Raw genomic sequence first — 11733 nt, forward strand, 5'->3', positions numbered from 1 at the left:
ATGTTTGAAAATTTCACATTCGAGAACCCACAGTTTTTTTGGTTGTTTTTATTGCTGCCAGGGGTAATTGCCTGGTATTTTTGGAAAAGAAATAAACAACAGGCGGTACTGAAAATTTCCAGTGTCAAAGGATTCAAAGCAGAAACCTCTGTATTAGCTAAAATAAAGCCAGTGTTGTTTTTACTTAGAATACTTTCTCTGGCATTGCTGATCATTGCATTGGCACGCCCAAGAACGGTAGATGTTTCTTCGAGAACTAAAACTACAAAAGGAATTGATATTGTGATGGCAATAGATGTATCTGGTAGTATGTTGGCAAAGGATTTGCGACCTAATCGTTTAGAAGCTTTAAAAAAGGTAGCTGCTGATTTTATAAAAGGTCGCCCAAGTGATCGTATTGGATTAGTAGTATATGCAGGAGAGAGTTATACCAAAACTCCGATTACTAGCGATAAGACTATTGTTTTAGGAGCGCTTAAGGATATTAGGTATAACAATGTTCTGGAGAATGGAACAGCTATTGGAATGGGGCTGGCAACAGCTGTTAATAGATTAAAAGATAGTAAGGCAAAAAGCAAAGTGGTTATTTTGCTTACGGATGGTTCTAATAACTCAGGATTTATTGACCCTAAGATAGCCTCGGAACTTGCAGTAGAATATGGAATAAAAACATATACAATAGGAATAGGTACCAATGGAATGGCATTGGCTCCAGTAGCAATACGCCCTAATGGCTCGTTTCAATATGGAAATGTACAAGTAGAAATAGACGAAAAGCTATTAAAGGAAATAGCAAAGGTGACCAAAGGAAAATATTTTAGAGCAACTAATAATTCAAAACTAAAAGAAATATATCAGGAAATAGACAAACTAGAAAAAACCGATATAGAGGAATTTAAATTCTATAACTATGAAGAAAAATTCAGAATGTTAGTTTTGCTTGCTGGTTTGTTTTTGTTGTTGGAGATCTTGTTGAGGTATACGGTTTTTAGAAGTTTTGTCTGATAAACAAAAAAAGAACCTCAATAGAAGTCTTAGGGGAGTATTTTGAAATAATTTTTGATTTTGAGGGCACACCTCAAAATAGTAATAGCTCACTTGGTGAGTACAATATTAGGAATAGTAAGTTATGTATGTACTGGAAGAAAAGATATATTTTTGGCTGTTGTTGGTGATTCCCATCATTGTACTTCTGTTTGTAGGAGTATTAGTTTGGAAGAATACCACTCAGAAAAAATTTGCAGAGAAACATTTGCTAAAAAGATTAAGTCCGGATCAATCTGTACTGAAGTCTATTCTCAAAGTAACTGTTGCTTGTCTGGCAATTGCTTTTATGATTATAGGGTTGGTTAATCCTAAGATGGGAACCAAACTAGAAACTGTAAAAAGAGAAGGGGTGGATGTTGTATTTGCTATTGATGTTTCTAAAAGTATGTTGGCAGAGGATATCGCTCCTAACCGATTGGATAAGGCAAAGCAGCTAGTAACTCAAATCGTGAATAATCTGGCGAGCGATCGGGTAGGAATTATAGCTTATGCAGGAAGTGCATTTCCTCAGTTACCCATTACTACAGATTATGCTTCTGCAAAAATGTTTTTGCAGTCAATGAATACGGATATTTTATCATCACAGGGAACGGCTATTAATGAAGCAATACAACTGGCAAAAACATATTATAATGATGAAGAGCAAACAAATAGGGTGTTATTTATTATTAGTGATGGAGAAGATCATGAAGGAAATGTAGGAGCGATAGCTAAAGATGCAGCAGCAGAAGGAATTCGTATTTTTACCATTGGGGTTGGATCAGCAAAAGGAGGCCCTATTCCTATTAAGAGAAATGGGGTAGTTCAGAACTATAAAAAGAACAATCAGGGAGAAACGGTAATCACCAGACTGGATAAAAATACCTTGCAGGAGATTGCCGATCAGGCAAATGGGGAGTACATCGATGGGAGAAGTACGAATAAGGTAATTGAAAAAGTAACATCTCTATTACATAATATGGATAAAAAAGAGTTTGAAACCAAACAATATGCAGACTTCAAAGATCAGTTCCAATGGTTTCTGGGGATCGCCCTATTTTTATTAATTTTAGATGTTTTTTTATTAGAAAGAAAAACAGCCTGGTTAAAGAAATTAAACTTGTTTAATGAGCGATAGTATTAGTAGAGAACAAGTGCTAACATAAAATAAGCAGATGAAGACGAAAATAATACTCTTATTTATTCTACAAACAATTGTAGGGTTTGGACAAGAAGAGAGACAAAAAATAGAAGAAGAAGGGACGCGTTTTGTAGCAAATGCTAATGAAGTATTGGTTAAAGATGGGAATTTCCCAAAAGCAGAAGGAGAATATAGAAAAGCAATTGCAGTAAACCCGGCAGATGCTACGGCAAAGTATAATTTAGCAAATGCATATTACAACTCCAGTAAGTTTGACGAAGCGACAAAGCGATATAGCGACATGGTCAAGGTGGCCACAACCAAAGCAGAAAAACACAAAGCTTTCCACAATCAAGGAAATGTGTTCATGGAGCAAAAAAAATACAAAGAAGCGGTAGAAGCGTATAAGAATGCGTTGAGAAATAACCCAAAAGATGAAGAGACGCGTTATAACCTTGCTTTGGCCAAAAAGAAATTAGAAAAGGAACAAAAGAAAAATAAACAGAATAAGGATAATAAAGACAACAAAGATAACAAAGACAATAAAGATAAAGATCAAAAGGACAAGGATCAGAAAGATAAAGATCAGAATAAAGACAAGAAAGAAGGAGGCGATGAGAAGGAGAATAAAGGAGATAAGGGAGATGAGAAAGATAAAAAAGGAAAGGATGAAAAAGATGATCAGGGAGATCCTAAAGATAAAGATGATAAAAAAGATAAAGGAAAAGAAGGAGATAAAGAGAAGAAGGATCAAAAACCAGAACAGGGAAAACCGAAGCAAATGCAAGGAAAGCTTTCTCCTCAGCAGGTAAAAAGCTTATTAGAAGCAATGAATAATCAGGAGAAAAAAGTCCAGGATAAAATAAATGCTAAAAAAGCCAAAGGCGCAAAAGTAAAAACAGAAAAAGACTGGTGATTTTATGAGATAATCAACTGCCTCGGGGACAAGCACATGAGGCACTCAAAGGAAACTACCATAAAATATTTCGGCATACATGTCGGAGCAGTTACACCTCACTTAGTGAGTAAAGCAATGCAAAGAACAGTCTGTAGAAAGAAATGCTATAAGAACAAATGAAATTACAATTAATTTTTCTAACGCTATTTTTAACGCTGATACAAGCGGTAGAGGCTCAGGTCAAATTTGAAGCCAAAGTGAGTAAGGAAAAACTCGGGATGAATGAGCGGTTGCGGGTGGATTTTGAAATGAATCAGGATGGAGATAATTTTACACCCCCTAATTTTTCAGGTTTTCAGGTGATAGGAGGTCCTAACCAATCGATTAGTAATACCTGGGTAAATGGAAAACGTAGCTATTCGAAATCATTCAGCTACTATTTGTCGCCAACACGTCGTGGGAAATTTACTATTAAGCAAGCAACTATAGAGATCAATGGAGAAACCTATAAAACACTACCTGTAAAAGTAGAAGTTACAGCATCAGTTGATAAGCCTAAGGATGGGAATAGTTCGGATGTTATTGCTAGTGAGAACTTGCATTTGGTAGCAGAAGTATCCAAATCAACTCCTTATCTGAATGAAGCAATTACTGTAGAGTACAAACTTTATGTGAGTCCCCGGATTAATGTGAGTAACTGGAAAGAATTAGATAGTCCCAAATACAGTGATTTTTGGAGTCAGGCTATCGATATGAAACAACTCAAAGTAAGAAATGGAGAGTATAATGGAGAACCTTATCGCTATGTAGTTTTGAGGAAAACAGTGTTATATCCACAAAAGACAGGAAAACTGAATATAGAACCGTTAACGCTTTCTGTAACGGTAGATGTGCCAACAAATAGACGCGATTTTTTTGGAGGTAGATTGTATACATCTATCGATAAAAGGGTAGCTGCAGGAAACAGAACCATACGCGTAAAACCTTTGCCAGAACAAGGGCGTCCAGATGACTTTACCGGGGCGGTTGGTACTTTTGAATTTGATGTGAAAGTAAACAAGAAAGTCCTGAGCGCTACAGAATCGCTAGAAGCTAGAGTGTCTGTTTTTGGGAATGGGAATCTGAAATTATTTGACATACCTACTTTATCAGTGCCTAATGGATTAGAGAAGTACGAACCAGAGCATAATGAACGTGTGCGTACAAATCTGTCAGGAATGGCAGGAACGATATCCGATACGTATACGTTGGTACCGCAATATAAAGGGAAGTATCCTTTGCCTTCTTTGTCGTTTAGTTATTTTGATCTAAAGACAGAAAGTTATAAAAGAATTACTTCAGATGAGATTATAATAAATGTTAATAAAGGACCAGAGGGGAATACTGAAGTTGAAGGAAATGATGAATCAAATGAGACGTTTAAAAAAGTGGTAACCCAGGTGGGAAATCAATTTCGATTTATAAAAACAGATACGACTTTGACACTGGTTGAAAAAAAATATTTCTTTAAATCTACCCCGTATTGGTTAGCCCTGACACTCCCTTTATTAGCTATTCCAGTATTTCTTTTTCTAGGGAAGAAACGGGAGGAAAGAAAAAGTGATGTCAAAGGAAACAGAGTGAGAAAAGCTGATAAGCTGGCGAGAAAATACCTGTCTGAGGCGAAGAAAAATCTAGGAGACCAAAAGGCATTTTATATTGCCATGGAAAAAGCATTGCATAATTACCTGAAAGCAAAATTGTCCATTCAGACAAGTGATATGAGTAAAGAACGTATTCAGCGCTTACTAAAAGAAAAGAATGTGGATGAGGCAACTTCTATTGAGTTTATAGCGTTATTAGAGAGTTGCGAATTTGCGAGGTACACACCTTCTTCTGGTTCGGCAATGCAACAAGATTACGACAAGGCATCAAGAGTGATTGCAGCAATGGATAAACGATTATAAAACAAAGCTGAAAAATGAAGAGAATAATTTATATCATAGTTTTATTATGTTCAGCGATAGTAACAGCGCAAGGTCAAACGTTTCTTGAACAGGCAAATGCATTATATACCTCTGAGAAATATCAGGAGGCAATTAATATGTATATGAAGGTAATTGATCAGAAACAGGAAGAGTCAGTTGCTTTGTATTATAATTTAGCAAATGCGCATTATAAATTGAGTAATATCGGACCGAGTATCTATTATTATGAAAAAGCATTAAAACTAGATCCTAGTGATAGCGATGTATTGAATAACCTTGCTTTTGCACAAAAGGCAACCATCGATAAGATAGACAGTATGCCAGAAGGAGTAATTACGAAAGTAATAAAATCTGTAACGAACCTGTTTACTTTTGATGGGTGGGCATGGATTTCTGTAATAGGAATTATTTTGTTTGTTGTTTTATTCTTTTTGTATAGTTCAGCAACGATCGCTATGAGAAAAAGGTTTTTCTTTATAGGGGCGTGGGCAATGTTCTTTATAGGATTTTGGGCTGTTTTTATGGCCTTTAGACAGTATGATTATGTAACAGAAAATCAATTTGCGGTTATTTTTTCATCAGAGGCTGAGGTAAAAAGTGAACCAAATTTGAAGAGCGAAAGAGTCTTCGAGCTACATGAAGGAACCAAGGTGAAAGTGCTTGAAACAGTGAATGATTGGAAGAAAATAAGACTAACAGACGGTAAAATAGGATGGATGCCGGCTGATAATCTAAAAGAATTATGAATTTTAAAGAGGATTTAACAATTCCTTGAACAAGTGTTAGTATATTTACATAAAATTGCAATAATGTTCGCAAGAAAAAGACAAATAGCGAAAGTATTAATCGTGTTTGGTTTTATTCTTAGCCTCTCTAACTATGGATTGGAGCTGGTGAACGTTTTCATGTGCCATGATGAAATAACCTATAGCCTTATTGATTCAGAAGAAAATACTGACCCCAAAGAAAAAGAAGGAAAAGAAAAGGAAAGTGTCGATCAAAAAGGAAAAATCTCTCAATTTTTTGATATGAGTAGCATGGCTTTATGCAATTTGCTTATAGAGGTTTACCCACAACAACGATTTCTTAATTCGGTCGTCTTTCTGGAATTTACCACCCCTCCTCCGGAGACCATTTGATACAATCATCTTACCAAAATGTATATCATAAGCAAATAATTACTGATTCCAGTAGTGAACATGTTGCTTGTTTGTGATAAAATAAGTATTATTAATTTCTATTTAATCTAACCTGCTTTTGTAGCATGTTACAAAAGCCCGACTTAATTTATTATTATGGACATTTTTAAAAATATAAAAAATGATCTGCCGGCAAGTATCGTAGTATTCTTTGTAGCATTACCTCTTTGTTTAGGAATCGCTTTAGCCAGTGGAGCCCCTCTTTTTTCAGGATTGATAGCAGGGGTTGTAGGAGGAATTGTGATAGGAGCACTGAGTGGTTCACAAATAGGGGTGAGTGGTCCTGCGGCTGGTTTGGCAGCAATCGTACTGGCGGCTATAGGAGTCCTGGGATATAAGAGTTTCCTTTTAGCAGTTGTTTTAGGAGGAATTATTCAATTTTTGTTCGGTGTTTTACGCGCGGGGATTATCGGATATTATTTTCCCTCTTCAGTAATTAAAGGAATGCTTACAGGAATTGGAGTAATCATTATCCTTAAGCAAATTCCTCATTTCTTTGGGTATGATAATGACCCTGAAGGAGATTTTGCCTTTTTTCAAGTAGATGGAGAAAATACCTTTTCAGGAATTATTAATATGTTTAATAACATCAGTTTAGGTGCTACAATCATAGGAATAGTTGCATTAGCAATTTTAGTCTTATGGGATAGAGTATTGGTGAAAAAAGCAAGAATTTTTCAGATAATTCAAGGACCTTTAGTAGCGGTTGTTTTAGGGATTATTTTTTACGTGTCTACCAAGGGAGACGGACAATTTGCTATTGCAGCAGATCATTTGGTAAAAGTGCCAATTCCAGATAGCTTCGATTCGTTTTTAGGACAGTTTAGTTTCCCTAATTTTAGAGCTATAACTAATCCCGAAGTTTGGATTACTGCATTTACAATTGCATTGGTAGCTAGTTTAGAAACATTACTATGTGTAGAAGCATCTGATAAAATTGACCCGGAAAAAAGAGTAACGCCAACTAATAGAGAATTGTTAGCACAAGGAACAGGAAATGTGATTTCTGGATTGATAGGTGGACTACCGGTAACTCAGGTAATCGTTCGAAGTTCGGCGAATGTGCAATCCGGAGGAAAAACAAAACTATCTGCAATCATTCATGGGTTCTTACTATTGATTTCTGTAGTAACCATTCCTGCATTATTGAATAAAATTCCACTATCAGTATTAGCGGCTGTCTTATTAGTTGTAGGGTATAAATTGGCAAAACCTTCTGTTTTTAAGAGCATGTTTAATGCTGGATGGAAGCAGTTTTTACCTTTTATCGTTACTATTTTAGGGATTGTATTCTTTGACCTGTTAAAAGGAATTGGATTAGGACTACTGGTAGGAATTGTAGTGATTCTGATCAAAAGTTATCAGAACTCTCATTTCTTACATATAGAAGATAGTGGTAATGGACAAAACAGAATTAAAATGACCTTGGCAGAAGAAGTAACTTTCTTTAATAAGGGAGCCATTTTGAAAGAATTAGACCGTTTACCAGAGCAGACATATCTTACTTTAGATGTGAGAAATACCAGATACTTGGATGCAGACATTATAGAAATTCTGGAAGATTTCTCTGAAAAAGCTAAAAAACGGAATATCGATATAAAACTAATCTCGGAACGAGGAATTGTGGAGAATCCGGATAGTTATATTGGCTTTTTCAAGTTGAGACCAAAAACAAACTAATATATATTATGAAAGCACATACTAAAGAAACTCAGGCGGCAATCACGCCTAAGCAGGCATTAGCTATTTTGAAAGAGGGGAACATTCGTTTTCAGAATAGTCAAAAAGCTGATAGAAATCTGTTAGAACAGGTTAGCGACACTAAAAGCGGGCAATTTCCATTTGCAACAGTATTAAGTTGTATCGATTCCAGAGTCTCGGCAGAGTTAATCTTTGATCAGGGAGTGGGGGATATTTTTAGTGCAAGAGTAGCTGGAAATTTCGTGAATGAAGATATTTTAGGGAGTATGGAGTTCGCGTGTAAGCTGGCAGGAACAAAATTAATTTTGGTTCTTGGTCATACCAGTTGTGGTGCTATCAAAGGAGCTTGTGATGATGCAAAACTTGGAAACCTGACCAGTTTGATAGGTAAACTTAAACCTGCAGTAGCTGGAGTAACAAAACCAGAAGATGCTTCTTTGAGAACTTCTAAAAATATTGATTTTGTAAATGAAGTAGCTGTAAAGAACGTACAGTTGACAATTGATGCAATCCGAAAAGATAGCGAAGTACTCAGAGAGATGGAAGAACAGGGAGAAATCATTATCGTTGGAGGAATGTATGACATTCAAAATGGAAAAGTAGATTTTTTCGAACATCAGATATAATTTATAAAGGCTGATATACTTCTCTGAAATATAGAAATTGAAGAGATCATATAGAGGTAACCTTTTTATAATAGTCTTTAGCCAGTGTTCTTTTGAATACTGGCTTTATTTGTTTACTTTGGTTTGATTATTTTATTACAAAGTATAATTTCAGTACTATATGAAGCAATTTTTTTCGAACTTTAAAGGAGATGTGTTTGGAGGGCTTACTGCCGGTATTGTGGCACTTCCTTTGGCGCTAGCTTTTGGGGTTTCATCTGGTTTGGGACCAAGTGCAGGGCTTTACGGAGCGATTTTTATTAGTTTTTTTGCAGCTCTTTTCGGGGGTACAAATACACAGATATCTGGTCCGACCGCACCTATGACAGCTGTGAGTATGGTGATTATTGCCGGATTGATCGGAGCCCATGAAGGCGATGTGTCAAAAGCCTTACCCGTTATATTATTTGTTTTTCTGTTAGCAGGGTTGTTACAGATTGTTCTTGGTGTTTTGGGAGTTGGAAAATATATAAAATATATGCCATATCCAGTAGTATCCGGTTTTATGACAGCGATTGGAGTGATGATTCTAATTACACAACTACTCCCTGCTTTGGGGTATTATCCCAAAGAAGATACTGACTTTGTCAAAACATTTGTACCAGAGGCGGAAGAAGTGATTTTGAATAAAATATTAAAGGAAGAAGCAGGAGAAGGGATTCTTGTATTAGATAATTTTAAAGAGACAATCGATAGAGCGGAGAAGATCACTCAGGAACAAGTTCAGATGGAAGCAGTTGCGTTGGCAGCAGCAGACTCTTCTGGGGTTTTAGGAGCGGTTAAAGGGTTGTCCAGAGCGATTTTTAAGATTAATTATCTAGAGTTGACACTCTGCTTATTAACCATATTGATTATTTATGGATTTAAGCGAATAACAACGACGATTCCGAGTACATTGGTAGCCTTATTACTAGTGTCTGGAGGGGCCTATATTTTAGGAGTTAAATACAGACCTATTGAAAAAATACCAGAAGGTTTCCCTACATTTAATATGGATATCTTTACGGAGTTTAGTTATGCGCAGATTAAACCCTATATTTTTTCTGCTGTATCTCTCGCCTTTTTAGGAGCGATAGATTCTTTGTTGACGTCAGTTGTAGCAGATAATATAACCAAAACAAGACATAAGCCCAGTAAGGAATTAGTAGGACAGGGAATAGGAAATACGATTTCTGCGCTTTTTGGAGGACTTCCAGGAGCTGGAGCTACAATTAGGACAGTTGTAAATATTAATGCCGGTGGAAAAACAAAGCTATCCGGAATGATTGCAGGGGTATTACTCTTAGTGGTTTTATTAGCTCTGGGACCTGTCGCATCTCAGATACCAAGTGCTGTATTAGCAGGAATTCTTATTACAGTAGGGATTGGAGTGATGGATTATAAAGGGCTAAAAGCAATTCCTCATATCCCCAAAGTAGAGGTCGTTATTATGTTAGTCGTATTGGTGTTATCTGTTTTCTGGGATTTGGTATATGCAGTAGGGATCGGACTGATTTTAGCATCCTTACTATTTATGAAAAAAATGGGAGATCTTACGGCTTCTAAATCTACGGTGCAAAAATTAAAAACATCGGATACTGAAGAGAAAGAGTGGAAAGACGAGGCTGGTTTCCCTAAAGAATTAAAAGAAGAAGTTTTTATAAAACACTTAAATGGTCCTGTGTTTTTTGGGTCTACTACAGAATTCCAGCAATTAGCACAGCAGATTCCCGATACTGCCTCACATGTAATTCTACGGATGGATTTGGTACCGTATATTGACCAGTCTGGGTTGTATGCAATGGAAGATATTTTATTAGATCTGGAACAGCGTTCCATCAGTGTTTATATTGTAGGGATACAAAAACAACCAATGTACCTGATGAAAAAAATCGATTTGATCCCGGATTTGATTTCGGAAGAACGAATCTTTGAAACCTTTGATCCCTGTATGAGCTCTCTGAAAAAAGTGATAAAGGATATTCATTAAAACAAATAAAAAAAGCGCCTATTTGGCGCTTTTTTTATTTGTTATGCTTGCTTCTCTTCTTCGGGATTTACTTCTTTAAGAATATCAGGAAGTAAAGAAGGAGCAAATTTTCGTACCGGAGTATATAGTATAGATGATTGTAGTGTTTCTTGTTTTACGATGGGAATTACTTTGTTTCCGGCATCCAGAAACATGAGAATAACACTGATGATAAAAGCGACCTTTAGAAGACCGAAAAGACCTCCTAGGAGTTTGTTTAGAATACCTAATGAAGCAAAGTCTGCAATTTTGGTTAAGATTTTACCTGCCAGAGAAACAAGTAGAACAACAGCGATAAATGTAATAGCAAACGCAGTTAATTTTAATATGTTTTCCTGCCAATCTACATATTGTTTTAGGTACGCACCTATATGATGAGAAAAATGGATAGCTATATAAATACCAGCTATAAGAGCTACTAAAGAGGCTAAGGATACAAACAGTCCTTTGTTTAATCCCCTGATTACCCCCCATAATAAAAGGACACCTAAAATAATATCAATATAATTCATTTGGAATAAGTGTTTTGGCCTAAGATACTATTTTATATTCAATAAAATTTATATTTTTGATATAAGATATATATACTATATACTATGAGAAAAATTATTGATATTGAAGAGGAGTTATTGCCTAAGCTTAAATTGTTGGCTGCATTAGAGAATTCTAGCGTAAAGAGAGTTATGGAAGATGCAGTGTCTTGGTATATTAAACATAAACAAAAAGAACGTATAAACGAAATGTCTCAGGAACAAAAGGAAGATTTAGGTCTTTTGCTTTTAATGCAACAGGCAAAATCTGATGATGCTATTAGTGGGGGTGAGTTTTTAAACCTGTAAGCAGATGGATATCAAAGTTTCTATGCAGTTTGTCTCGGATTTTAAAAAGATACAGGACCCTTCTTTCCAGGAAAAAATAAAGAATGTGATAAAAGAGCTTACCTCCGTTGATCACATCAGTGATATTTCTCAGTTCAGACGTATTGGAGGTACGGAGGATTCCTATAGAATGGGGATCGGGTTTTATTACTTGATAAGTAGAAAAACAGCAGATAATGAACTTACTTTTTTTCGGTTATTACACAGAAATGAAGTATTGGATGTATTGCATATCAAATAAAGTTCAGGA

General features: G+C 35.9%; 12 protein-coding genes. 11 read left to right on the top strand and 1 reads right to left on the bottom strand.

Annotated elements, in window-relative coordinates; genetic code table 11:
- From ACFSTE_RS06115 to ACFSTE_RS06155, 9 genes are all read left to right on the top strand, one after another.
- Positions 1–1005 (top strand): vWA domain-containing protein, encoded by a 1005-nt coding sequence (locus ACFSTE_RS06115; protein ID WP_176028277.1) that lies wholly within the window; start codon positions 1–3, stop codon positions 1003–1005.
- A 124-nt stretch (positions 1006–1129) separates the two neighbouring features.
- Positions 1130–2164: a VWA domain-containing protein gene (locus ACFSTE_RS06120; RefSeq protein ID WP_378257608.1), complete on the top strand. Its 1035-nt coding sequence runs from the start codon at positions 1130–1132 to the stop codon at positions 2162–2164.
- A gap of 37 nt (positions 2165–2201) precedes the next feature.
- Positions 2202–3083: a tetratricopeptide repeat protein gene (locus tag ACFSTE_RS06125; RefSeq protein WP_378257606.1), complete on the top strand. Its 882-nt coding sequence runs from the start codon at positions 2202–2204 to the stop codon at positions 3081–3083.
- A gap of 158 nt (positions 3084–3241) precedes the next feature.
- Complete coding sequence (locus ACFSTE_RS06130) at positions 3242–5011, top strand: BatD family protein (RefSeq protein WP_378257604.1); 1770 nt, start codon at positions 3242–3244, stop codon at positions 5009–5011.
- A 14-nt stretch (positions 5012–5025) separates the two neighbouring features.
- Positions 5026–5778 (top strand): SH3 domain-containing protein, encoded by a 753-nt coding sequence (locus tag ACFSTE_RS06135; protein WP_176028281.1) that lies wholly within the window; start codon positions 5026–5028, stop codon positions 5776–5778.
- A gap of 63 nt (positions 5779–5841) precedes the next feature.
- A complete protein-coding gene (locus tag ACFSTE_RS06140) occupies positions 5842–6171 on the top strand; it encodes a hypothetical protein (protein ID WP_176028282.1) in 330 nt (109 codons plus the stop codon).
- Between the two features lie 162 nt (positions 6172–6333).
- Complete coding sequence (locus tag ACFSTE_RS06145) at positions 6334–7911, top strand: SulP family inorganic anion transporter (RefSeq protein WP_176031059.1); 1578 nt, start codon at positions 6334–6336, stop codon at positions 7909–7911.
- 8 nt (positions 7912–7919) lie between these two features.
- Complete coding sequence (locus tag ACFSTE_RS06150; RefSeq protein ID WP_176028283.1) at positions 7920–8558, top strand: carbonic anhydrase family protein; 639 nt, start codon at positions 7920–7922, stop codon at positions 8556–8558.
- A 160-nt stretch (positions 8559–8718) separates the two neighbouring features.
- Positions 8719–10566, top strand: coding sequence for a SulP family inorganic anion transporter (locus ACFSTE_RS06155; protein ID WP_378257601.1), 1848 nt, complete (start codon positions 8719–8721; stop codon positions 10564–10566).
- Between the two features lie 41 nt (positions 10567–10607).
- On the opposite strand, the gene ACFSTE_RS06160 is transcribed toward ACFSTE_RS06155, so the two are convergent.
- Entirely contained in the window at positions 10608–11117 is a 510-nt protein-coding gene (locus ACFSTE_RS06160; RefSeq protein ID WP_176028285.1) for a CvpA family protein, read from the bottom strand.
- An 84-nt stretch (positions 11118–11201) separates the two neighbouring features.
- On the opposite strand from ACFSTE_RS06160, the gene ACFSTE_RS06165 reads away from it, so the two are divergent.
- Both ACFSTE_RS06165 and ACFSTE_RS06170 read left to right on the top strand, forming a co-directional pair.
- Entirely contained in the window at positions 11202–11444 is a 243-nt protein-coding gene (locus ACFSTE_RS06165) for a hypothetical protein (RefSeq protein ID WP_378257599.1), read from the top strand.
- A gap of 4 nt (positions 11445–11448) precedes the next feature.
- Positions 11449–11724, top strand: coding sequence for a hypothetical protein (locus tag ACFSTE_RS06170; protein ID WP_176028287.1), 276 nt, complete (start codon positions 11449–11451; stop codon positions 11722–11724).
- The last annotated feature ends 9 nt before the right edge of the window (positions 11725–11733 follow it).

Source organism: Aquimarina hainanensis (assembly GCF_042684685.1).
GTDB classification, from domain to species: domain Bacteria; phylum Bacteroidota; class Bacteroidia; order Flavobacteriales; family Flavobacteriaceae; genus Aquimarina; species Aquimarina hainanensis.

Coding starts and splice junctions, on each gene's coding strand:
- ACFSTE_RS06115 (WP_176028277.1), top strand. CDS start 1: ATGTTTGAAAATTTCACATTCGAGAACCCACAGTTTTTTTGGTTGTTT.
- ACFSTE_RS06120 (WP_378257608.1), top strand. CDS start 1,130: ATGTATGTACTGGAAGAAAAGATATATTTTTGGCTGTTGTTGGTGATT.
- ACFSTE_RS06125 (WP_378257606.1), top strand. CDS start 2,202: ATGAAGACGAAAATAATACTCTTATTTATTCTACAAACAATTGTAGGG.
- ACFSTE_RS06130 (WP_378257604.1), top strand. CDS start 3,242: ATGAAATTACAATTAATTTTTCTAACGCTATTTTTAACGCTGATACAA.
- ACFSTE_RS06135 (WP_176028281.1), top strand. CDS start 5,026: ATGAAGAGAATAATTTATATCATAGTTTTATTATGTTCAGCGATAGTA.
- ACFSTE_RS06140 (WP_176028282.1), top strand. CDS start 5,842: ATGTTCGCAAGAAAAAGACAAATAGCGAAAGTATTAATCGTGTTTGGT.
- ACFSTE_RS06150 (WP_176028283.1), top strand. CDS start 7,920: ATGAAAGCACATACTAAAGAAACTCAGGCGGCAATCACGCCTAAGCAG.
- ACFSTE_RS06155 (WP_378257601.1), top strand. CDS start 8,719: ATGAAGCAATTTTTTTCGAACTTTAAAGGAGATGTGTTTGGAGGGCTT.
- ACFSTE_RS06160 (WP_176028285.1), bottom strand. CDS start 11,117: ATGAATTATATTGATATTATTTTAGGTGTCCTTTTATTATGGGGGGTA.
- ACFSTE_RS06165 (WP_378257599.1), top strand. CDS start 11,202: ATGAGAAAAATTATTGATATTGAAGAGGAGTTATTGCCTAAGCTTAAA.
- ACFSTE_RS06170 (WP_176028287.1), top strand. CDS start 11,449: ATGGATATCAAAGTTTCTATGCAGTTTGTCTCGGATTTTAAAAAGATA.